The following is a 24,014-nucleotide window of genomic DNA, read 5'->3' on the forward strand; positions in this document are numbered from 1 at the left end:
TCTAATATAATTATTTTATAGAAAATAAATTCACTTTAGATAGCTTAAGTAAAGTCATTATTCTTTGTGAGGTTTGATTTAGTTCAAGAAATGATCAATTCGGCGAGTATGGCTGTTAGGTTATTGCTTCAGCGTAGCAACAAAAACGCGCCCGAAATGAGGCGCGTTTTTGATCAATACGTTTAAGAGACGGTATCTACTGCGTAACAGGCTTGACTTGTTTGGACTGTCTTACTGCCAGAATAAGTTGTGGCAGCAGTGACATCACGATCATGCCAGTCATTAGCGAGTATTGGACTGGAGTAAATGATTCACCCATTAACACCATACCGGTCACGATGCCAGCCACTGGGTTGGCGATGCCACCGAAGGTGAAATCAACCACAGACATACGTTGTAGCAACCACACATACATGCCGTAACCCAGTGCAGTATTTAGACCAATAACCCAAACCAAGCCCATCGCATTGCGAGTATCGAAATGAGTCACAGCATTAACATAAGGCTGCGGGTCGATGAATGCATGAACGCCAGACGCGACAGACAAAATCGTACCGCCCAGAATCAGTTGCCACGTTAATACCTTCCACCAGTGCATGCGATTACCCAGTGACTTGGTAATGCTGCTGCCGATAACGATACACATGATCGCGGCGAACATTGCGCCTAAACCTATTGGGTTCAGAGCAATTTGGCTTGGGTTAAAGAGTACCCACGCTAAGGTGATCAAGCCAATACCTGAAAGGGCTTGAATCAGGTGTGGGCGCTGTTTTTTCACTACCCAGTGGAAGATCATCGCGAACACCGGCACAGAGATCATACCCACGCCAGAGATTGCCGAAGGTAGCGTTAGCGCCATCACGAAGATCAAGCCAAAGAAGGTCGCGATATTGATAAGGCCCAGTGTGAAAATGATCTGCCACTCGCCTTTTTTAGGTAGTGTTGGCTTTACTGCTAGCAATAACAAACCAGCAGGTAACGCACGCAAAGCACCCAATAATAATGGTGGCCACTCCTGTAGCGTAAATTGCGTCACTGCATAGGTTGTTCCCCAAAAGAACGCGGGGATCATTGCTAATAATATGTTCATCTGAAATATCTTTACGTTAAGATAACTATTGTGTGAACTGTATACTGAGAACTAGTGGTTGTAAAGTATCTTTATGTTAAACTAGTTTGAAGTAATCAGACTAACAACGGAGCGAGATTGCAAATGGATGCTATCGACCGCGTAGTAGAGCAATGGGCAAAGGAAAAGCCCGAACTAGAAACTGAGCCTATGGCAATGATGGGTCGGATTATGCGTATTGCCAAGTATATGGAGACGCAAGTTGCCGAGCTTCATAAAAAATACGACATGAAGCTGGGTGAGTTTGATGTGCTGGCGACGTTACGACGTTCTGGAAAGCCTTACCGACTGACTCCGTCAGAACTGATCGGGTCGATGATGCTGACATCAGGTGCGATGACCAATCGCCTTGATAAGCTAGAAGCCAAAGGGCTGATCAGTCGTGAGCACAGCAAAGAAGACAGACGCAGCGTGAGTGTCCAGTTAACTAAAGATGGTCTTATTCTGATTGACCAAATGATGACTGAACATGTCGAAATGCAGAAAAAACTGGTTAAATCATTGTCTGCGAGTCAGAAGAAGAACACCAACCAACTTCTGAAAACATGGTTGAGCGCGTACGAGTAGTTTTGCTGATCTTCCTTTAGATTCAATGAAAAACCGAAGCCTAATCGCTTCGGTTTTTTTGTTCCTGTCTAAGAATTTCAAGTACAGCGAATTGGCGAGTTAAGCTTGCAGCATCTCGTCACTGAACAGTTCTGCGCAGCCAATGCCATTAATGGCGCAGCTCTCGTCGATATCTGAAATGTCACCGCTGACACCAATCGCGCCAAGTACCGTTTTGTCCTTATCTCGAATCAGTAGCCCCCCTGGAACTGGCACCATGTTTCCGTGTGCGAGTACGTTTACGGCGGAGATAAATGCTGGTCGATTGTCAGCATCTTGGGCCAGTTTTCTTGAGGAACAGCCCAGTGCGAGTGCTCCCCATGCTTTAGCGATCGCGATGTCTGGTCGCATCATGCTAGAGCCATCTTGACGTTGCAAAGAAATCAGCTTGCCACCGCTGTCTAAGACGGCGACCGTCAAAGGTTCTGTGTGGATCTTGTTTCCTGCTTTTAAGGTGCCATCTATGATGGTTAACGCTTGTTGTAGAGTCAAACTTCCCATGTTATCTCCTAGTTTTTCAAGGGGCCATGTACCAAGCCAAGTCAGCCAATCATTACTCTAGTTGTGAATATCATCGACTGATTCAGCTCGGTACAAGAGTCCTAACTGGACTCTTGTAATAGCCCATAGCTGGGTAAAGTTAGGAAGGCAGCGAACTCTTCGGCTGTAGAAAGTTGATAGAAAAGATCGGCTGTCTCTTCAAATCGACCTGCAGCATAGCGCGAGTCTCCGACTTCATGTTTTATGGTGTCCAGCTCTTGGTAAAGCCAAGAGTGGAATAGTGATTTGGTAAAGGTTTGGCCATCATCGAGTGTTACCCCGTGGTGGATCCATTGCCAGATATTGGCTCTCGAGATCTCAGCGGTCGCCGCATCTTCCATAAGGCCGTAGATAGGTACACAGCCGTAGCCTTGAATCCAAGCTTCGATGTAATACAGCGCGATGCGGATATTCTTACGAACGCCTGCTTCGTCGCGGCTGCCTTCACAAGGTTTTAGCAGAGAGTCTGCATTGATCACATGCTCTGGGCTTTGGAAATCCATTTGGTTTATTTTGCCATCTAAGTGCTTATCAAAGATCGACATTGCCAAATCAACCAGTGCAGGGTGCGCGACCCATGTGCCGTCGTGTCCGTTCTGAGATTCTCTTTGCTTATCTTCGATAACCTTGGCGGTTACACGCGCCATCTCTTGCGGGTCTTTCGCTGGAATAAAGGCTGACATACCACCCATCGCCAGTGCGCCACGAGCGTGACAAGTACGCACCAACAGTTGGCTATAGGCGTTGAGGAATTCTTGATCCATGCCGATGCCGTGACGATCTGGCAGGATGCGGTCTTTATGGTTCTTCAGCGTTTTGATGTAGCTGAAAATGTAATCCCAACGACCACAGTTCATTGCCACGATGTGATCACGCATTGCATACAAGATCTCTTCCATCTGGAACACGGCTGGTAGCGTTTCGATCAATACTGTCGCGCGAATGGTGCCTTTTGGTACATGGAAATAATTTTCGGTGAAGCTGAAAATATCGTCCCACCATTGTGCTTCTTCCATGCTTTCAAGTTTTGGAATGTAGTAGTAAACCCCCAAACCTTGTTGTGCACGTGATTGATAGTTGTGGAAAAAGTATAAGGCGAAGTCCATCAAGCAACCGCCGATAGGCTGATTGTTGAATTGAATGGACTGCTCAGGTAAATGAATACCACGTGGGCGGGCAATCAGCAGTGCAGGATCGTCGTTTAATTGGTAACGCTTCTGTTTCTTCTCATCGAAGTAACTAATGGTGCCTAGGTTGGCATCTCTTAGGTTGATTTGCCCTTCGACCATATTGGCCCAAGTCGGGGAAGACGCATCCTCAAAGCAACACATGAAGACTTTCGCGCCTGAGTTTAGCGCGTTGATCACCATCTTTCTTTCGATAGGCCCGGTGATCTCTACGCGGCGATCCAGTAACTCTGGCGGCGGTGTTGCCACTTTCCATTCTTTATTTTGGCGAATGGAAATGGTGTCCTTTCTGAAATTGGGTAACTCACCCTCGTCATATTGAGCTTGTTTTACGTCGCGGTCACTTAGCAGGGCATGACGGCGATCTCCAAACTTATTCACGAGAGCTTCTAAGAATTTTAATGCATCTTTAGACAAGATCTCTTTGTACTCGGAGTTGTCCATCTTCCCAAGTACCTGCATACATTGTACTTCTTCTCTCTCTTTTACGTCATTCATCATTGTTGTCTCCTTTAAACAATACGATGTCACTTTGTATACAAAATGCTATTTTTAAGGATATTTATATTGCATAAATTGTAAACAAGCAAAGGGTATTTAACATTTATTTATCATTTGGTCTTTTTGTGATTTATTTTTACGTAAAGATATTTTATGTAAAGCAATGAATTGTAAGCTTTTCAGGGTGGGTGCTTACTCAAAATGGCAGCTTGATGTAACGAAATTGTTTCATTTTGGGGTTGATAAATAGCGAGGATGGTTCATAGTACACAAAAGTTAGTTTAATTGTATACAATCTGAACTGGAGGTTCGAATGGCAATTATGAAAGCGATTGAAGCAGCGGTAGAGGTGCTTAAACGTGAAGGTGTAGACATCGCATTTGGTGTTCCCGGCGCAGCAATTAATCCTATGTATGCGGCTATGAAAAAGCTCGGAGGAATCGACCACGTCTTAGCTCGCCACGTAGAGGGTGCATCGCATATGGCCGAAGGGTACACGCGCACTAATCAAGACAATATTGGTGTGTGTATTGGTACCTCTGGCCCTGCGGGAACGGACATGATCACGGGTCTTTATTCTGCGTCTGCAGATTCGATTCCAATTCTATGCATCACAGGCCAAGCGCCACGTGCTCGTCTTCACAAAGAAGATTTCCAAGCGGTCGACATTGAATCTATCGCTAAGCCTGTGACTAAGTGGGCAACCACGGTACTGGAACCTGCTCAAGTGCCACGCGCATTTCAAAAAGCCTTTCATTTAATGCGTTCGGGTCGTCCGGGTCCAATCCTGATTGATCTACCGATTGATGTTCAGTTGGCTGAGATTGAATTTGATATCGATACCTATGAACCGCTAGAACCTTATAAGCCACAAGCGACACGCGCGCAGGTTGAGAAAGCATTAACCATGATGTCTCAATCGGAAAAACCGCTGATTGTATCCGGTGGTGGCGTGATTAACGCTGGCGCATCTGAATTGTTGCAACAGTTTGCCGAGATCACTGGTGTTCCTGTGATTCCAACCTTAATGGGTTGGGGATCGATCCCGGATGATCATGACTTAATGGCGGGCATGGTAGGGCTACAAACTTCTCACCGTTACGGTAACGAAACCATGCTTAACTCTGATTTTGTGTTTGGTGTCGGTAACCGTTGGGCAAACCGTCATACTGGCTCTGTGGATGTTTACACCGAAGGCCGTAAGTTCGTACATGTGGACATTGAACCAACCCAAATCGGTCGTGTGTTCTGCCCGGATTTAGGCATAGTCTCTGATGCGAAAGCTGCACTAGAGCTAATGGTTGAAGTGGCGCAAGAGTGGCGTGATGCTGGCAAGCTGCCGAACCGAAATGCTTGGGCAAGTGAGTGTCAGGAACGCAAGTCGACCATGCTGCGTAAAACCAATTTCGATGAAGCGCCAATGAAACCGATGCGTGTTTATGAAGAGATGAACAAGGCATTTGGTCGTGACACTTGTTATGTGAGCACCATTGGTTTGTCGCAAATTGCAGCCGCTCAGTTCCTGCATGTTTATAAGCCGCGTAACTGGATCAACTGTGGTCAGGCTGGCCCATTGGGTTGGACAACGCCCGCTGCATTAGGTGTACGAGCGGCTGATCCAAATCGCGATATCGTTGCTATCTCTGGTGATTACGATTTCCAATTTATGATCGAAGAACTGGCAGTAGGTGCTCAATTCAATCTGCCATACATTCATGTGTTGGTGAACAACTCGTATCTAGGCTTGATTCGCCAAGCACAGCGCCAATTTGATATCGATTATTGTGTACAACTGGCGTTTGATAACCAGAATGCGCCAGAGCTTGAAGGCTACGGTGTTGACCATGTTGCCGTTGTTGAAGGCCTAGGCTGTAAGGCAATTCGAGTTCGTGAACCAGACCAAATTGCCGCTGCGTTTGAGCAAGCAAAAGAGCTGATGAACAAGCACAAGGTGCCAGTGGTCGTTGAACTGATTCTTGAGCGAGTAACCAACATTGCGATGGGCGTAGAGATCAATGCTATTAACGAGTTTGAACCGCTTGCCGAAAGCCGCGGCGATGCTCCAACGGCGCTGGCGTACAAGTAATCATTAAGTCATGTGTATCCGTAGAGCTGAGGTTTAGCTCTACGGAAAGTCTCCAATAGAGCGAGGCTTTACTACAAATAACCAGATTTTTACAGATAAAGAATAAGGACAGAGTCATGGCAAAATTTGCAGCAAACTTGTCAATGTTATTCACGGAAGTTGATTTTATGGATCGCTTTGAAGCCGCCGCAGAAGCGGGCTTTCAAGGTGTGGAATACCTTTTCCCTTACGCCTTTGATGCTCAGGCAATCAAAGCAAAGCTCGATACTAATAACCTAGAGCAAGTGCTATTTAACTTGCCTGCGGGTGATTGGGACGCTGGCGACCGTGGTATCGCGGTAGACCCAGCAAGAGTTGAAGAGTTTCAAGCGGGTGTACCTAAAGCCATCGCTTACGCAAAAGCACTCGGTTGTACTCAAGTGAATTGCTTGGCGGGGATTGTTCCGCAAGGTGTGACCCAACAAGACGCGCAATCGGCGTTTGTGATTAACCTGCATTACGCGGCGAACGCGCTAGCAGCAGAAGGCATCAGCTTAGTGATCGAAGCGATCAATACCCGCGATATTCCGGGCTTCTTCTTGAACACCACTGAGCAAGCCAAAGCGATAATCAAAGAGGTAGGGAGCGATAACCTTTCTATCCAATACGATATTTATCACATGCAAATTATGGAAGGCGATCTTACGCCGACCATGCAGCAGAACATTGGCCAAATCGCACACGTGCAACTGGCTGATAACCCAGGCCGACACGAACCGGGTACTGGCGAAATCAATTACCCATTCGTGCTCAATTATCTTGATGAACTTGGCTATCAAGGGTGGGTTGGCTGCGAATACAAGCCGAAAACAACAACGACAGAAGGCCTTGGTTGGCTGCACCAGTACCGTTAATTACGTCTGGTAACCCTCAAACGTTAAGGAGAACAACATGTCTAAAATTGCATTTATCGGAACTGGCATCATGGGGAAACCTATGGCGAGTAACCTTCAAAAAGCAGGTCACGATTTGATTCTGTCGGATCACTTTAATGCAGCACCTGCCGATCTTGTGGCAGCAGGCGCAACGGTCTGCCATTCACCCGCAGAAGCGGCAGAGGCGGCGGATGTCATTATCCTAATGGTGCCGAATACGCCTCAAGTGGAAGACGTCCTGTTTGGTGACAATGGCGTCGAGCAAGGCCTCACCGCAGGTGGCGCTGTTGGAAAACTGGTTATCGATATGAGTTCTATCTCGCCAATCGCGACCAAAGCCATTGCAGCGCGAATCAACGAAGGCGGTGCTTCATACCTTGATGCTCCGGTATCAGGTGGCGAAGTAGGCGCTATCAATGCAGCGCTGACTATCATGGTCGGCGGTGAGCAAGACGCCTTTGATAAAGCCCGTCCGCTATTTGAAATCATGGGTAAGAACATCACGCTGGTGGGTGATAACGGTGCAGGTCAAACGTGCAAAGTGGCTAACCAAATCATCGTTGCTCTGAATATCGAAGCCGTGTCTGAAGCGTTAGTCTTTGCTTCAAAAGCCGGTGCCGATCCAGCACGCGTACGTCAGGCTCTATTGGGCGGCTTTGCTAACTCTAAGATATTGGAAGTGCACGGCGAGCGCATGGTTGAAGGCACATTCGACCCTGGCTTTAGAATCTCACTTCACCAGAAAGATCTGAACTTAGCACTAACGGGCGCACAAGAATTAGGTGTTGCACTGCCGAATACGGCGAATGCTCAGGCGTTGTTTGGCGAGTGTGCCGAAATGGGCGGTGAAGGTTGGGATCACTCTGCGCTTATCCAAGCGATAGAGAAACGCTCTGACCACTCGATTCGTTAATCTAGTTAACGGTTTATCCGTTTAGTGGTTAATCAATCAACCGATTATCCGTTAATTAATTGGGGCTGCTATCGATTCGTAGCCCAACAGTTTGTTTATAAATCGCGTAGTTTCGTCTCCTTTTATACGCGTTCCTGATACAAGGCAGAGGTTGAAGTTGTTCCTTTCCAACTTGATCTTAGCAGGCACCCTTTGGCCTTGTATCGGGGTTCTTTTTTTCTCCGTCAACTAAGGAGTGGCTGATGGACATTGATGCTAAGCAATTTCTGCAAACCCTTTTCTCAAGTGCTGTTAATCAGGCGCTACCTAAAAATCACATCGAACCTTTTCTTCCTCAAGACATTTTTTATCGCTCTGCTAACCAAGCCGGGCGTACTGTGGTGATAGGAGCAGGAAAAGCGGCCGCGTCAATGGCAGCAGAGCTTGAAGCGGTTTGGCAGGCAAAGAAACAACAAGACCTTGCACTGCGTGACCTTGAAGGCTTGGTGGTGACTCGTTATGAGCACACCGCCCCTTGTGAACATATTGAGGTGATTGAAGCAGCGCACCCCGTGCCAGACGCGATGGGTTTAGAAGTAAGCCAACGTATGTTGCAATTGGTGAGTGGCTTGAGTGCTGACGACACAGTGATTTGCCTACTGTCTGGCGGTGGCTCTGCTTTACTAAGCTTGCCCGGTGGCGACATCAGCTTGGCAGAGAAGCAACAAATCAATAAAGCGTTGCTTAAATCGGGCGCCGCTATTGATGAGATGAACTGCGTTCGTAAGCATTTATCTTCGATTAAAGGTGGGCGATTAGCGAAAGCTGCTTACCCGGCAAGAGTGGTCTCTTTGGCGATTTCAGATGTGCCGGGCGATGATATCAGTGTGATTGCATCGGGCCCGACCGTGCCAGACACCACCACCCGTTTTGATGCGATGGCAATACTGGAACGCTATCGAATAGAAACACCACCTTCGGCATTCGAATGGTTGAACAACCCAGAGTCAGAAACGGTAAAGCCGGATGATGAGTGCTGGAAAAACGCCGAGCACCATATTATCGCCACCCCGATGTCGGCATTGGAATCCGCTGCGGCAGAGGCTGAAGGCTTAGGCATTCCGGCTTATGTGTTGAGTGATTGTATAGAGGGAGAGGCGCGAGATGTCGCGAAAGTTCACGCAGCGCTGGCTAAGCAAGTGGCCAATCATAAGCACCCGTTTGAGACGCCTTGCGTGATACTTTCTGGTGGCGAAACCACGGTAACCGTTAAAGGGAATGGTCGCGGTGGGCGTAACTGTGAGTTCTTGTTGAGCCTATATAACGAGCTTAAAGGCCAAGACAACATATTTGCATTGGCTGCTGATACCGACGGGATTGATGGCGTGGAAGACAATGCGGGCGCATGGATCACGCCTCAAACATGGCAACAAGGTTCGAGCCTGTCGCTTAAAGCGCAAGACTACCTCGATGCCAACAACAGCTACGATTTCTTCAAGCAAGTCGATGTGCTTCTTACCACGGGGCCGACGCTGACAAATGTGAATGACTTCCGCGCAATATTGATTCTTTAACTTGAACAGTTCAAAAACACGGTATGGAATGGTCGCTTCTTAACAAATAGAGCGGCCATTTTATTGTTATCAATGCGGTGACCTTGAGTTCTGAGATTATCTTCTGGACTAATGAAGCACGTTGATTACTATGATTTTAGTAACGAGCTGTAAAGGATGCAATATGTCTAGGATCAGACAAAAGAATCAAGATTTAATCATCGAAGTCGCGTGTGAACAATTCGCCACTCATGGTTATGCTGCAACAAAAATGGCCGATATCGCGAAAGCGGCCGACATTCCCAAGCCTAACGTATTCTATTATTTCAGCTCAAAAGATAAGCTCTACAACGCTGTGCTTGAAACCGTCACTCAGCCTTTACTAGAAGCGTCTCGTCCGATTGAAGAGCTCAGCGATCCTGTTGAAGCCTTGTCTCAATATATTCAAACCAAGCTGATCATTTCTCGCGATCATCCACATGCCTCTAAGGTATTTGCCAATGAAGTGATGTCTGGCGCTAAAGTATTGCCGAAAGAGATTGGTGACGAGCTGTATAAGCAATCCCAGATGATTCTTGATAAGTTCTCGACATGGTCGGCGCAGGGCCTAATGGACGATGTTCCCGCTCATCACCTGATGTTTACCATCTGGGCGGCAACTCAAACCTACGCCGATTTTGGCTGGCAGATTTGCAGCGTGATGCAGAAGGACCAACTCGATGATAAAGACTATGCCGATGCCGCTGAGTTCATCACTCAGCTAGTGATTAAAGGCTGTGGTGTGAAAGGGAGCACTTGAAAGCTGGAGAGTCTTGCTGAGAGTTGCTTTAAGCTTGCTCTTCAGGAAATTGAAATGCCTTATCGTAGAATAAGGCATTTTTTACGCTTGTATTTTAGCTGTATGAGGCTTAGCCAACTAACAAGAAGAAGAGAGCTGTTGCGACAATACCTATCAATGCGTAGGGGAATTGAGTGGTTGCGTGTTGCATTGAGGTACACCCGGAACCTTGAGCTGACAATACCGTTGAGTCACTAAAGAAACATGAGTGACTGCCCGCTGCTGATGCCGAAAGCAGAGCCGCAATAGTTAAATGTAGAGGTACGCCAAGTTGTTCGCCTAGAGGCAATACGATTGGCATAGCAACTGCAAAAGTTCCCCAAGAAGATGCGGTAGCAAACACCAATGCACCGGTGATCATAAAGATAATTGCTGGGAAGTAAGACGCCGATAGATAAGGGCTTACTGTCTCGATGACATATTGTGTCACTCCTAGAGAATCATTCACAGACTTCAGCATGAATCCACCAATCACCGTTGCCAATGGCAGCAGCATAACTTTGATTCCGTCGTAGACAGCTTCAAACATATCATTCATTGAGATTAGACGTTGAACACCATAGAAGCAGATAGTAAAGATAATTGCGACAAATACGCCTGCTAATAGATCAATACCGAAGTACCAGCTTGCACCAACTAACACCACCATAGGCAATAGGAAGTTGATTAATCCCATCGTTGGGTTGGTGTGCGCTGTAATATCTGCGCCAAAGTCGATGTCTGTTGCACCGTCAGGACGTACTTGACCTTTCTTCGCTCGTTCCTCAGCCTGCTTCATTGCGCCTAAATCCGGCATCTTTTCTAACGCAACGAGAAGGACGATTATCAGCGTAACCCAGCCATAAGCCATGTATGGAATCGCTTCAATATATGCTTTGATACCCTCACCAGCTTCAGCCACTCCATTCGCTTCAAGCAGTGAGCTAAAGAAAATAGCCCATGTTGATATTGGCACCAGAATACAAATCGGCGCAGCGGTGGAATCGACTAGATAAGATAGTTTTTCACGGGAGATGTTGTATCCGTCAGTAATCTTCTTCATCGATGATGAGATAGCGATCGCGTTCAGATAGTCATCAATAAAGATCATGATGCCGAGGAAAAAGGTCATCAGCATAGATTGTTTACGGCTCTTAACCTTTGTGACCAACATATCTGAAAAGCTTAAAATACTGCCGCCTTTTTCGAGAATTGCGATTAATCCCCCCATCAGTCCGCAAACTAGAACGATCCATGCAATGGTTTCGTTCATCATTACATCCATCGATATGCCGACAATTTGCTCAACGGCTTGCGCAGGATTGAGTAGTAGTACACCAGCGATGGTACCACTAAAAAGCGCCTCTACGGTGCGGTGTGTAGTTAGGGCGAATACCAAAACAAGTGCGGTAGGGAGAAGGCTCATCCATCCATAGGCCTCTCCTTCTTGGTGGTTCAATCCAATTGATGTGAAGAAAATGAAAGTCGTGACAACCAATAGAGATACCATGATGTGTTGACTGTTGATCTTCAGCGGCGCGTCCAACGCCTTAGTTTGCGTAGTCATACGTGTAGTTCCTTTGTTTATGCTGAGTGCAACATCCAGTCGATTTCTAATGGAGTGATGGCGCGTTCAAACTCCGCCAGTTCACTTCGTTTACAAGCTAAATATAGATCGACAAACTCTTTAGAGATGTACGGGGTCAGCTCACTGCGTTCTAGCTGATCGAGAGCTTCAGACATACGCAGAGGTAAGTCTATTGCATCATCACTGAGGGAGTTAGGACATTGGTCTTTGGTATAGTTTTCACTCGCTAATACTGCGGATAGTACTACTGCAGCGAGAATGTAAGGGTTAACGTCAGCTCCCGCAATGCGGTGTTCAATTCGGCGATTGTTGCTGTCGCTGATAGGAACACGCAGTGCGACACCACGATGGTTCTCGCCCCAGTCTGCTTTCGTTGGCACGTAAGCTCCTGGAACAAAGCGGCGGTAAGAGTTAACGTTAGGGCAAATCAAGGCCATGGAATCGGATGTTTGAGCAAGCATCGCGGCCATGGTTTGATAAAAGAGATTACTGGGTTCACCATCTTGTTGGCTGAAGTGGTTATTGTCGTTGGAATCCACCAAGCTAAGGTGGATGTGCATACCGTTACCAGCTTGCTCACTAAATGGCTTAGCCATGAAGGTAGCATCGAAATCATGTTGATTAGCAATTTGACGAATTAGGCGTTTGACGATGATGATTTCATCACACACTCGTAGTACATCTTTAGAGTGGTTGAAGTTAATTTCGAATTGTCCTGGGGCGGATTCAGATAGTGCCCCCGAAGTATTTAACCCTTGTTCTTGAGCGACTTTGTTAAGATCGGCCAAAAAGTCTGCGTAATCATCCAAACCATCTAAGTCATAGACTTCGGTATCTTTTTCTCGTGATTTTTTGTTTGGGTTGATGGCTGTTTGTAGTGCTCCCATCTCACCCCGCTTCCTGTCTATTAAGTAAAACTCTAGCTCTAAGGCAACACATGGATGTTGATCTTTGGTGTGTAACTTTTCGAGAATTTCACTGACGATATTACGAATAAAGAGCGGGTTTGGGGTGTGGGCTGACTCATCCATCATACTCAACATTATTTGGCCCACTTGCTCTTTAGCGGTAGGCATCAATGTATCCGCAATTGGGAAACACATGTTGTCTGGTTCTCCCAATTCTTCACCTAACCCTGCTGTTTCAACCACATTACCTTTGGTATCTAAAGTAATTGTCGAGAGGGGAAGAGCTACTCCTTTATGCAGCTTGTGTAGTGCACTTACTGGGATGCGCTTGCCTCTTGGTGTGGCATTGATGTCGGTAAAAATCAGATCAACAAACTCGATGTTGGGCCATTTTTGTCGAAAATTTTTAACTTCCTGTAGATACGATTCCATTGTGTTCTCCAACTAGCCTCTATTTGGTAAATTAAAAGTAATAAAAAAGAAACAAGTCAATTGTACTAATTAGACTAAAGTCTAGTTTTAAAGGTTATTTCCTTTTAATACATAAGCTTGCGTTGATTACTTTGAAATTTACAATTTTATTGAAAGATGTTTCTGTTAACTATTTTGTAACAGTTGATTGTGTTTTGCTCAATATAATGTCCAAAATTAGTCGTTTTTTTGACCAAAAAGGTGGGTTTGGTCACGCTTTGGTCATAATATCGAACATCGGTGTTGATAATTTTGTACATGATTTGTAGTGTAAGTGTTAAATAAATCGAGCACGGAAGTAACATGTCTAGAACAAGCAAACCCATTATTGGAATTGTTAGTTGCGCTAAAGAATTGGGTGGCTATCAAATACAGGCAGTGAATAATTTTTACCTCACGGCTGTGAAAGACTTTGGTGGGTTGCCACTGATATTGGCTCCGGATATGGCAAGTGAAGACGTTGAGCGTCTTCTTAACATCTGCGACGGTTTTTTATTTCCGGGGAGTCACTCAAATGTGGCACCACATCATTACAACGGCACTCATGAAGAGTCTAAGAAAGATGAAGCTCGAGATGAGCTTTCCTTTACTTTGATTCGTCAAGCGATAGACAAAGACATTCCGTGTTTTGGTGTTTGCCGTGGATTTCAAGAGATGAATGTTGCTCTGGGAGGCTCACTGAACCCAGCAGTTCATGATTCAGGTTTCAACGACCATAGAGAGAGTGAGGTCGAAGACTTTGAGGAAAAGTACGCTCCATCACACGCGGTGTTGGTGCAAAAACAAAGTTTGTTTGAGAAATGGCTGACTGAAAATCATTGGGAAAACACTATCTTTTTTGAGGTTAATACTCTTCATAACCAAGGGGTTGACCAATTAGCTCCCCAACTGACTGTGGAAGCTAAAGCACCGGATGGTTTAGTGGAAGCGTTTAGTCTTCCAGGGCAAAAATTCTTTGTTGGCGTGCAGTGGCACCCAGAATGGAAAGCAAAAACGAATCATTTCTCTCAAATTTTGTTTAAAGAATTTATGATGGCGGCCTCTCTATAAGTTAGGAGCCACCTACATGGACAACCAAGAGATTGGTAAAAATATTGTTCGATTAAGAAAAGAACATGGATTGTCACAACGAGAATTAGCCGAACGAGCAGGTATTACACATAGCGCGATCTCTTCGATTGAGAATGCGAAGGTAAGCCCTTCAGTAAGTTCGTTGCAAAAAATAGTGAATGTTTTTTCTTTATCTCTTTCGGAGTTTTTCACACTTGAACAACCCAAAAGCGATGAAGTGAAGGTTGTCGTTGCACCTGAAGAGTTGGTTGAAATGGGCAGTGAGTCGGTTTCAATGAAATTGGTAACCAACGGCAGCAAAGAACAGGTAATTGGATTTTTGATTGAAGAGTATGCCCCCCACGGCACAACGGGTGCGGCGGAAATTAAACATGAAGGCGAAGAGATCGGCACTATTTTAGAGGGCGAAATCACTCTGGAATACAAAGAGCAATCTTTTGTCCTTAAACAAGGTGAATCGTACATTATTGATACGACGCAGCCGCACAAGTTCACAAATCACACAGACAAGGCTTGTCGAATGATAAGCGCGCATACGCCAACCACATTCTAAGTGGGCCTTGCCTTGTTGTGATAACAAGGAGAGCGTATGAAAACCCAAGAACAATGGATTGAACTGAGAAACAATCTAAACATCGAAAATCGTGCCTTTATTAATGGCGAATATAGCGCAGCTATCAGTGGAGAAACTCTAGATGTTGTTAACCCGGCTACCGACGAGACACTGACCCAGATAGCTCGTTGCCAAGAAGAAGATGTTGAGCTTGCGGTAACATGTGCTCGTCAAGCTTTCCTTTCTGGTGAATGGAGCAACAGCGCTCCGTCATATCGCAAAGCGGTACTCAGCCAATTTGCAACGCTGATTGACCAACATCGTGAAGAACTTGCGTTGCTGGAAACCCTAGATACGGGTAAGCCAATCAGCCATAGCTTTTCAACCGATATCCCTGGTGCTGCAAGTGCACTGCGTTGGTATGCAGAAGCCATCGATAAAGTGTATGGGGAAGTCGCGCCAACGGAACAAGATGTACACGCCTTTGTTTCTCATCAAGCTATCGGTGTTGTTGCAGCGGTAGTTCCATGGAACTTTCCATTATGGTTAGCTTGCTGGAAACTTGGCCCTGCATTAGCAGCAGGTAATAGCGTTATTCTTAAACCCTCTGAAAAATCTTCTCTCACTGCTATTTATATTGGTCAACTCGCCAATCAAGCAGGCTTACCACGTGGCGTTTTTCAAGTCGTTACAGGCTTTGGCCATGAAGCCGGTGATGCTTTAGCGAAACACCATGACGTCGACTGTATTGCATTTACGGGTTCCACTCGTATTGCTGGTCAATTAATGGTTCGTTCTGGTGAAACCAATCTTAAGCGTGTGTTTGCTGAGGCTGGTGGTAAGAATGCCAATATCGTATTTGAAGACTGCGAAGACCTCGATCGTGCAGCCGCAGAAACCGCTGGTGGTTGCTTCTATAACCAAGGCGAAGTCTGTGTCGCTGCAACTCGTTTATTAGTGCACGAAAGCATCAAAGATCGCTTTGTTGATAAAGTCATTTCTGCGGCTCAATCCTTTATGCCGAAAGACCCAATGGACACCTCATCTTCGATGGGAGCGCTCATCGATCAAGGTCACAAATCAAAAGTGCTTGAATATATAGAGCTTGGCCAAGCGGAAGGTGCAGTTCTTCGTTGCGGGGGTGATGTTGAAGGCAAAGGTGCATTTGTTGAGCCGACCATTCTTGATAACGTTGACAATAAAATGCGTGTCGCCCAGGAAGAGATCTTTGGTCCTGTACTTTGTGTTATCTCATTTAAAGATGAAGCTGAAGCCGTCGCAATCGCCAATGACTCAAAATACGGTTTAGGTGCGGCGCTTTGGAGCAATAACATTAACCGCGTACACCGTGTAGCTAAACAGCTTCAGGCAGGTTCTGTTTGGGTGAACAACTACAACGAAGGTGATATGACCGTCCCTTTTGGTGGGTTCAAAATGAGTGGTAACGGCCGTGATAAATCACTGCACGCCATCGAAAAATTCACAGAAACCAAAACCACTTGGATTCGCCTTCACCCTTAGCCTGCTGATGATTAATAAAGGAATATCACTATGAATAAGCATACGGATTCGTTTTACGCCCACTCTATCCCGAACATGCCAGAGTTCCCACAACTGCAAGACAACATTGAGTGTGATGTGTGTGTGGTTGGGGCTGGGTTTTCAGGTTTATCTTCGGCTCTTCATTTAGCCGAGAAAGGTTTTAAGGTAGTGGTACTAGAGAGTGCCAAAGTTGGTTTTGGAGCAACTGGTCGTAATGGTGGACAGATCGTCAATAGCTACAGCCGAGATGTTGATGTAATAGAAAGCCGTTACGACCAACCCCAGGCTAAAGCCCTGTGTGACATGATTTTCGAAGGCGGAGATGTCATTCGTGGCCTAATCGAAAAATACGATATTGAGTGTGACCACAAACGCGGTGGCCTATTTACCGCGCTAAACAAAAAGCAGTTAATAGGTTTAGAGCATCATAAGAAAAACTGGGAGCGATATGGTAATGACCAGCTCACCATGTTGGATGCTAGCCAAGTAGAAGAGGCGGTTGGTACTCAAGCTTACACCGGTGGCTTGCTTGATATGCGAGGTGGGCACATTCATCCGCTTAAACTCGCATTGGGGGAAGCCGCAGCATTTGTTTCTCTTGGTGGCCAAATTTTTGAACAATCAGCGGTAACGTCCATTGAAAAAGGTGCGAATCCTGTTGCAAGAACAGCGAGCGGTAGCGTGAAGAGTAAATACTTGGTGTTAGCTGGCAACGCCTACTTAGGTGGGTTGGCTCCGAATATCAGTAACAAAGCCATCCCATGTGGAACTCAAGTCGTGGCGACAGAGCCGCTTACCGATGAGCAACTAAAACAGGTTTTACCAAGTGACTACTGCGTTGAAGACTGTAATTACTTACTGGACTATTTCCGATTGAGTGCCGACAAACGCTTGTTGTTTGGGGGCGGGGTGGTTTATGGCGCTCGTGACCCTCAAGACATTGAGTCTCTGATTCGTCCTAAGTTAGAAGGTATTTTCCCTCAACTTAAAGGTATCAAGATTGATTACACATGGACTGGTAACTTCTTACTTACCTACTCACGTATGCCGCAGTTCGGCGCATTCGACGACAATATTTATTATTTGCAAGGCTACAGTGGTCATGGAGTTACCTGTACTCACTTGGCTGGCAAGTTATTGGCAGAAGCCTTAACAGGGCATGCCGAACGATTTGATGCCTTCGCACAACTCAAGCACTACGCCTTCCCTGGTGGACGTCACTTCCAAATACCATTCACAGCAGTTGGCGCAGCGTATTACAACCTAAGAGATAAACTGGCTATCTAACCGGACGATAAGGAACATCCAATGAGTAGAGTAGTAAAATTCGCGGCCCTGCAACTGACCAAAAGCTGGGATCTGGAAGATAACCTAAATAAAGCTAAGCAAGCGATTCGTGAAGCTGCGAGTAACGGTGCCAATGTGGTTTTGCCGCAGGAATTGTTCGCTGCTCCTTATTTTTGTAAGAAGCAAGAAGCTAAGTATTTTGAGTTGGCTGAGGAAGTAGACAATTGTCTGTTGATAACAGAGATGAGTGCATTGGCAAAAGAACTCGGGGTCGTGATTCCAGTTAGTTATTTTGAAAAAGCGGGCAATACCTTCTTTAACTCATTAGTGATGATTGATGCCGATGGCACTGTGCTAGATAACTACCGCAAATCACACATCCCGGATGGTCCGGGTTATAGCGAAAAATACTATTTTAGTCCTGGAGATACTGGTTTCAAAGTATGGCAAACCCAGTTTGGTAAGTTCGGCGCTGGTATTTGCTGGGATCAATGGTTTCCCGAGCTTGCTCGTAGCTTAGCGTTACATGGTGCAGAAGCCATTTTTTACCCAACCGCTATTGGCAGCGAACCACAAGATCCAACTTTAGATTCTCGTGATCACTGGCAACGCACTATGCAAGGCCATTCCGCTGCAAACTTGGTTCCTGTGATTGCGTCTAATCGCGTAGGCACAGAATGTGATGATGGCATTGAAACCACATTCTACGGTTCTTCTTTTATTACCGATCATACTGGTGGCAAGTTGGCAGAAGCGCCACGTGATGAGGAAGCTATCATTTACGCGGAGATTGATTTAGCCGCAACGGCTCAAGCGCGTCACTCGTGGGGGCTGTTCCGTGACCGCCGCCCAGATCTATATGGCTCTGTGGGCAAACTAGCAGTTTAAAGGGGCAGACTATGCAGTTATCGACAACACCACTGCAAGATGGGTTCTACTTTCCAGCTGAGTTTCATCCTATTGAAGAAGTTTGGTTGGCTTGGCCAGAAAGACGAGACAATTGGCGTGATAACGCCCTTCCTGCCCAGCAAACATTCGCTAGCATTGCGAATGCAATAGCAGAAGTGACTAAGGTTTGTGTCGCCGTGAGTGCGAAGCAATTTGATAAGGCGAGAACATTGCTTCATTCAGATATTCGGCTTGTTGAAATCCCATTCAATGATGCGTGGATGCGTGATATTGGGCCCACAGTGTTGGTGAATCAAGACGGCGAGCGTCGTGGAATCAACTGGCAGTTTAACGCTTGGGGTGGTGACTATAATGGCCTCTATGAAAACTGGCAGCAGGACGACCTAGTGGCTAGCTCAGTATGTGACATTATCGGAATTGATCACTACAACGCCCCATTCGTTTTAGAGGGGGGCTCAATTCATACTGATGGCGAAGGTACGCTCTATACAACAGAAGAGTGTTTGCTTAGTCCGGGACGCAACCCTGAGTTGAATCAACAACAGATAGAAACACATCTCAAAGAATATTTAGGTATTGAAAAGGTCATTTGGCTGCCTAAAGGACTATTCGATGATGAAACTGACGGACATGTTGATAATTTGATGCATGTAATTGCCCCGGGGAAAGTGGTATTGAGTTGGACAGATGATCCATCAGACCCACAATTCGCATTATCTCGTCAGGCGGAACAAGTGTTAAAAGATCAATCTGATGCTAAAGGTCGAGAGATTGAAATCATCCGTTTACCGTTGCCAGGGCCTTTGCACTATAGCGAAGCAGAAGCAAGCGGAATTGATAAAAGTGATGGAATGACACGTGATGCAGGGGAAAGGTTAAGTGCTTCTTATGCCAACTTTCTTATCGCGAATGGTTATGTGTTTTTGCCATTGCTCGATGATAGAACTGACGAGCAGGCAATAAAAATATTGCGGCAAGCGATGCCTGAACATCAAGTCGTTGGTATACCAACGCGTGAGGTTTTGCTGGGTGGAGGTAACATCCACTGCATTACTCAGCAGATCCCTGCTTAGGAAAACCATTATTAAAACAATGAACTATTGGTTTTCTGCTTGGTAGGGTAACTATCAGTAGACGCCAAGGTAAAGCTGTCAAAAGGAATCCCCATGCAACAAATTACAAATCAATCATTGCTGTCGTTTATGGTGCTAAATCAAGACCAAGGTATTGCTGTAAGTAACCCCGCGACGGGTGAAATACTTGGTTATGCACCAGTGTCGTCTGAACATGACATTTTAGATGGGGTCGAGCGTGCAAGCTTCGCGCAAAAAGAGTGGGCTTTGCTGCCAGCCAAAACCCGTTCTGGTTTACTACAAAAATGGTATCAGTTGTTACTTGATAACAAGGAAGATCTCGGTCGCCTGATGACGTTAGAGCAAGGCAAGCCATGGGCAGAAGCACAAGGTGAGGTGTTGTACGGCGCAAGCTTTATCGAGTGGTTTGCTGAAGAAGCGAAGCGTACCTATGGTGAGACAATTCCAGCGCCAAGTAGCGACAAACGCCTTGTAACTATGAAACAACCTATTGGAGTAGCTTGTGCGATTACTCCGTGGAATTTTCCTATTGCAATGATAACTCGTAAGGCAGGTCCAGCACTTGCGGCTGGCTGTAGTTTTATTGTGAAGCCGTCTGAATCCACACCTTTATCTGCTTTTGCTGTAGCTGAGCTAGCATATCAAGCGGGCATTCCTCGTGATGTACTGCAAGTGGTATTGGGAGCGAATTCTCGTCAAGTTGGCGGTATTTTCACCTCACATCCTCTGATTCGTAAGCTCTCTTTCACGGGCTCTACGCAAGTTGGAAGAGTGCTGATGCAGCAAAGTGCAAACGACATCAAGCGAACGTCAATGGAGCTTGGTGGAAATGCACCATTTATCGTATTTGATGATGCAGATATTGATGCGGCTGTGCTTGGTGCAATGGCGTCTAAGTTTCGTAATGCCGGTCAAACCTGCGTCTGCGCTAACCGTTTTTATGTACATAACAAGGTGTACGATGAGTTTGTTGAAAAATTCAATGCGGCAGTGCAGCAGCTTAAAGTAGGCAATGGTCTAGAAGAGGGTGTAAATGTTGGTCCGGTAATCAGCGAATCAGCAAAACAAGGTATTCAGTCCCTCATTGACGGTGCAATCGAACAGGGCGCGAAACCAGTTACTGAGCCGAAAACTCTTGATGGTTTATTCATGCAACCTGTCGTTCTCAAAAACGTTACGCATGATATGGATATTGTCTCGCAAGAGATCTTTGGCCCAGTCGCTCCGGTGATCAAATTTGATGATGACCAACAGCTTATCGAAATGGCTAACGACACTATCTATGGCTTAGCGTCTTACTTCTATAGCCAAAATATCCACCGTGTATGGAAGATAGCAGAAGCGCTGGAATACGGCATGGTAGGAATTAACGAAGGCATGATCTCTACCGAGGTAGCCCCTTTCGGTGGAGTTAAGCAGTCCGGTATAGGGCGTGAAGGGGCAAAACAAGGTATCGATGAATACATGAGCATCAAATATCTCTGCTTTGGCGGCAACTAATCAAAGGACATGACAATGACAAATCAACAACTACATCAAAGAAGAAGCCAAGTTATCGCTCAAGGCATGGGCGCACTGTACCCACTTTATGTTGAAAAAGCAGAGAATGCTCACGTGTGGGATGTGGATGGAAATAAATATATCGACTTTGCTGCTGGTATCGCGGTGACGAATACAGGGCATGCAAATAAGCGTATCAACGAAGCGGTAAAGGCTCAACTGGATAACTTTTCACACACTTGTGCGATGGTAACGCCGTATGCCTCCTTTGTTGAACTGGCAGAAAAGCTCACAGAACTCGCCCCCGGTGACAGTGATAAAAAAGCGATTTTCCTGACAACAGGAGCTGAAGCGGTTGAGAATGCTGTGAAAGTAGCGAGAGCTCATACTGGCCGCAGTGGTGTGATTGCTTTTAAAGGTGGCTTCCACGGCCGCACTAATATGACCATGGGGCTAACGGGTAAAGTCGCGCCTTACAAAGCGGGCTTTGGCCCATTTCCAAATGAAATATTTCATGCACCTTACCCAAATGCTTTTCATGGTGTAAGCACAGAACAAAGCCTGCAAGCGCTCGATGATTTGTTTGCGTGTGATATTGAGCCATCACGCGTGGCGGCGATAATCTTTGAGCCTGTGCAAGGTGAAGGCGGTTTCTATCAAGCCCCCGCGGAGTTTGCTCAAGGCCTGCGTGAGTTGTGTGACAAATACGGCATTATGCTTATCGCGGATGAAATTCAAACGGGCTTTGCGCGCACGGGTAAAATGTTTGCCACTGAATATCTGGGCATTGAACCCGACATGATAACAATGGCAAAAGGTATTGCGGGTGGTTTCCCTATCTCAGCAGTAGTGGGAAAAGCCGGTGTTATGGATTCGGCACTACCAGGTGGCTTAGGTGGTACTTACGCTGGCTCTCCGTTGGGGTGTGTGGCTGGTTTAGAAGTCCTAAAAATTATCGAAGAAGAGCAATTGTGTGCTAAAGCAATGGGCATTGGTGAGGTTGTGAATGCCCGTATGAGCAAGCTACAGGAATCGGTTCCAGCTATTGGTGAAATACGTACCACTGGAGCGATGATGGCTATTGAGTTTACTGATCCAGAGTCAGGCAAGCCATTGCAGGACTTAACTAAAGCGGTGATAACGAAAGCACAAGAAAATGGTCTTATTCTGCTTTCGTGTGGTGTAAAAGCGAATGTAATTCGTCTGCTTCCACCATTAACTATTGAATCTGAAGTACTCAGCGAAGGCTTAGATAAGCTTGAGAAAATTATTCTGGAAGTTGTTTAGGATTTGAGTTAAGACATTGTATTTTAATATAAAGGTCATTGTAGATATTCTTTTCGTGCTTATAATGTCCCTTCCTGAAATGTATTTACACATTGAGGACGGGGCTGTGAATGAATAAGTAAGGCCGACATCACGTCGGCCTTTTTTCGCTTTTCTAGTTAGAGAGTATTTAATTATTCATCGCCAGTTTACCTAGCTTCATTGCAGCTGCATGGTGGCGGTGCATTAGTTGTTCCATGTCTACGCCAATCACAGCGCCATCGTTCACTCGCCACTTACCTGCAACCATCACTTTATCCGCTTGTTGAGCACCACAAAGTAGTAATGCGGCCAGTGGGTCGTGGCTGCCAGAAAAACGAATATCATCGAGCTTGAACATCGCGATATCGGCTTGTTTGCCAACCTCTAGTGTACCAATGTCGGTTCTGCCCATTGCCGCGGCAGAACCGGATGTCGCCCAGCGCAATGCATCAAAGTGTGAAACGTTGGCGGAACCATATTGCAGGCGTTGTAGATACATCGCCATGCGCACTTCGGCAATCATATTAGAGCCGTCGTTTGAGGCCGAACCATCCACACCTAGCCCGACTTTTACGCCTGCTGCTTCTAGATCGTTGTTTTTACAAATACCGGAAGCCAACATCATATTGGAAGTTGGGCAGTGACTGATACCAATGCCTGCTTTACCCAAACGTTTGATCTCTTCTGGATTGAAGTGAATACCATGAGCGAGCCAAGTGCGCTCGTTCAGCCAACCCACATCTTCTAGGTAATCAACTGGGCGCAAGCCAAACTTCTCTATACAGAAGTCTTCTTCATCGAGCGTTTCGCATAGGTGCGTGTGCATCATGACGTTTTCACGCTCACTGATCTTGGCGGTCTCTTTCATCAGGTCGGTAGTGACTGAGAACGGCGAACAAGGCGCGAGCGCGATTTGAATCATCGCCCCTTCATCACGCTGGTGGTAATCACGAATCAAGCGCTGGCTGTCATCAATGATGGTTTGTTCGGTTTGAATGGTGTGTCTTGGTGGCAATCCACCCTCATCTTCCCCTAGGCTCATGGAACCTCGGGTAAATATCGCTCTAACGCCCAGTTTCTCTGCGGCCTCGACTTGCAAATCAATAGCGTGCTCAAGCCCGTCTGGTAGCAAGTAATGGTGATCGGAAGCAGTGGTACAGCCCGACATCATCAGCTCAACCAGAGCAAGCTCTGTTGCGAGGCTCATCATCTCCGAATCGAGGTTGGCCCAAACTGGGTAGAGGCTTTGTAGCCAATGGAAGAGTTCTTTATTGAGTGCGCCGGGGTAGGCTCGCGTTAGGGTTTGATAGAAGTGGTGGTGCGCATTGATAAGCCCAGGAGTCACAACATGACGAGAGGCGTCGACGCTGTAATCTACGGGTAAGGTCGGTTCTTTGTGTTTGCCAACCAGCTCAATGATTGTATTACCTTTAATGACAATACCGCCTTCTGCATCAGCCAGTGAGCCAGTGTAGATTGCGAGAGGATTCTTAATCCAGATGGTTTCCATTCATAGTAGTCCTTAGCCATCTCAGCCTTTTCAGGGACGAGGGTCTTT

Annotated in this window: 20 protein-coding genes; 14 read left to right on the forward strand and 6 right to left on the reverse strand. The window is 46.2% G+C overall.

Translation table 11 applies throughout. The features are described 5' to 3' along the window. Window positions 1–196 precede the first annotated feature (196 nt). On the reverse strand, window positions 197–1,090 hold the full coding sequence (locus AB4138_RS16590) for a DMT family transporter (RefSeq protein ID WP_136977858.1): 894 nt from the start codon (window positions 1,088–1,090) through the stop codon (window positions 197–199). Between the two features lie 123 nt (window positions 1,091–1,213). On the opposite strand from AB4138_RS16590, the gene AB4138_RS16595 reads away from it, so the two are divergent. Further along, complete coding sequence (locus tag AB4138_RS16595; RefSeq protein WP_017054932.1) at window positions 1,214–1,696, forward strand: MarR family winged helix-turn-helix transcriptional regulator; 483 nt, start codon at window positions 1,214–1,216, stop codon at window positions 1,694–1,696. Between the two features lie 99 nt (window positions 1,697–1,795). Here the strand turns inward: AB4138_RS16595 and AB4138_RS16600 are convergent, their stop codons facing one another. Both AB4138_RS16600 and aceB read right to left on the reverse strand, forming a co-directional pair. Further along, window positions 1,796–2,236: a heme-binding protein gene (locus AB4138_RS16600; protein ID WP_008220964.1), complete on the reverse strand. Its 441-nt coding sequence runs from the start codon at window positions 2,234–2,236 to the stop codon at window positions 1,796–1,798. Between the two features lie 101 nt (window positions 2,237–2,337). Further along, the gene (gene aceB / locus AB4138_RS16605; protein ID WP_372306874.1) at window positions 2,338–3,963 is read right to left on the reverse strand and encodes a malate synthase A; all 1,626 of its coding nucleotides are present in this window, start codon (window positions 3,961–3,963) and stop codon (window positions 2,338–2,340) included. A gap of 313 nt (window positions 3,964–4,276) precedes the next feature. On the opposite strand from aceB, the gene gcl reads away from it, so the two are divergent. From gcl to AB4138_RS16630, 5 genes are all read left to right on the forward strand, one after another. Further along, complete coding sequence (gene gcl, locus AB4138_RS16610; protein WP_055319178.1) at window positions 4,277–6,049, forward strand: glyoxylate carboligase; 1,773 nt, start codon at window positions 4,277–4,279, stop codon at window positions 6,047–6,049. Window positions 6,050–6,165: 116 nt separating this feature from the next. Next, window positions 6,166–6,942, forward strand: a complete 777-nt coding sequence (gene hyi / locus AB4138_RS16615; RefSeq protein WP_372306877.1) for a hydroxypyruvate isomerase — start codon at window positions 6,166–6,168, stop codon at window positions 6,940–6,942. Between the two features lie 37 nt (window positions 6,943–6,979). Then, window positions 6,980–7,876: a 2-hydroxy-3-oxopropionate reductase gene (locus tag AB4138_RS16620; protein WP_372306880.1), complete on the forward strand. Its 897-nt coding sequence runs from the start codon at window positions 6,980–6,982 to the stop codon at window positions 7,874–7,876. A 242-nt stretch (window positions 7,877–8,118) separates the two neighbouring features. Beyond that, a complete protein-coding gene (locus tag AB4138_RS16625; RefSeq protein WP_086969211.1) occupies window positions 8,119–9,429 on the forward strand; it encodes a glycerate kinase in 1,311 nt (436 codons plus the stop codon). Window positions 9,430–9,592: 163 nt separating this feature from the next. Then, window positions 9,593–10,207, forward strand: a complete 615-nt coding sequence (locus AB4138_RS16630) for a TetR/AcrR family transcriptional regulator (protein WP_065584813.1) — start codon at window positions 9,593–9,595, stop codon at window positions 10,205–10,207. A gap of 109 nt (window positions 10,208–10,316) precedes the next feature. Here the strand turns inward: AB4138_RS16630 and AB4138_RS16635 are convergent, their stop codons facing one another. Both AB4138_RS16635 and AB4138_RS16640 read right to left on the reverse strand, forming a co-directional pair. Beyond that, window positions 10,317–11,792 carry a Na+/H+ antiporter NhaC family protein gene (locus tag AB4138_RS16635; protein WP_372174384.1) on the reverse strand — a complete coding sequence of 492 codons (1,476 nt, stop codon included), beginning with the start codon at window positions 11,790–11,792 and terminating at the stop codon, window positions 10,317–10,319. Between the two features lie 17 nt (window positions 11,793–11,809). Next, entirely contained in the window at window positions 11,810–13,153 is a 1,344-nt protein-coding gene (locus AB4138_RS16640; RefSeq protein WP_017065013.1) for a glutamine synthetase family protein, read from the reverse strand. Between the two features lie 342 nt (window positions 13,154–13,495). Here AB4138_RS16640 and AB4138_RS16645 point away from each other — a divergent pair, with 342 nt between their 5' ends. From AB4138_RS16645 to gabT, 8 genes are all read left to right on the forward strand, one after another. Then, complete coding sequence (locus tag AB4138_RS16645) at window positions 13,496–14,242, forward strand: gamma-glutamyl-gamma-aminobutyrate hydrolase family protein (protein ID WP_017065012.1); 747 nt, start codon at window positions 13,496–13,498, stop codon at window positions 14,240–14,242. 16 nt (window positions 14,243–14,258) lie between these two features. After that, window positions 14,259–14,816 (forward strand): HTH-type transcriptional regulator PuuR, encoded by a 558-nt coding sequence (puuR, locus tag AB4138_RS16650; protein ID WP_017065011.1) that lies wholly within the window; start codon window positions 14,259–14,261, stop codon window positions 14,814–14,816. Window positions 14,817–14,852: 36 nt separating this feature from the next. Continuing rightward, the gene (locus AB4138_RS16655) at window positions 14,853–16,337 is read left to right on the forward strand and encodes an aldehyde dehydrogenase (RefSeq protein WP_017065010.1); all 1,485 of its coding nucleotides are present in this window, start codon (window positions 14,853–14,855) and stop codon (window positions 16,335–16,337) included. Window positions 16,338–16,367: 30 nt separating this feature from the next. Then, entirely contained in the window at window positions 16,368–17,645 is a 1,278-nt protein-coding gene (locus tag AB4138_RS16660) for an FAD-binding oxidoreductase (protein WP_017065009.1), read from the forward strand. A gap of 21 nt (window positions 17,646–17,666) precedes the next feature. Continuing rightward, on the forward strand, window positions 17,667–18,533 hold the full coding sequence (aguB, locus tag AB4138_RS16665; protein ID WP_017067340.1) for an N-carbamoylputrescine amidase: 867 nt from the start codon (window positions 17,667–17,669) through the stop codon (window positions 18,531–18,533). 11 nt (window positions 18,534–18,544) lie between these two features. Further along, complete coding sequence (gene aguA / locus AB4138_RS16670; RefSeq protein ID WP_017065007.1) at window positions 18,545–19,627, forward strand: agmatine deiminase; 1,083 nt, start codon at window positions 18,545–18,547, stop codon at window positions 19,625–19,627. Window positions 19,628–19,720: 93 nt separating this feature from the next. Beyond that, window positions 19,721–21,148, forward strand: a complete 1,428-nt coding sequence (locus tag AB4138_RS16675) for an NAD-dependent succinate-semialdehyde dehydrogenase (protein ID WP_372306883.1) — start codon at window positions 19,721–19,723, stop codon at window positions 21,146–21,148. A gap of 15 nt (window positions 21,149–21,163) precedes the next feature. Continuing rightward, window positions 21,164–22,435, forward strand: coding sequence for a 4-aminobutyrate--2-oxoglutarate transaminase (gene gabT / locus AB4138_RS16680; RefSeq protein WP_102320842.1), 1,272 nt, complete (start codon window positions 21,164–21,166; stop codon window positions 22,433–22,435). 169 nt (window positions 22,436–22,604) lie between these two features. On the opposite strand, the gene AB4138_RS16685 is transcribed toward gabT, so the two are convergent. Further along, window positions 22,605–23,966, reverse strand: a complete 1,362-nt coding sequence (locus AB4138_RS16685; RefSeq protein ID WP_372057742.1) for an 8-oxoguanine deaminase — start codon at window positions 23,964–23,966, stop codon at window positions 22,605–22,607. Window positions 23,967–24,014 lie beyond the last annotated feature (48 nt).

The organism is Vibrio sp. 10N.286.52.C3 (assembly GCF_041468865.1).
Taxonomy (GTDB): domain Bacteria; phylum Pseudomonadota; class Gammaproteobacteria; order Enterobacterales; family Vibrionaceae; genus Vibrio; species Vibrio crassostreae_C.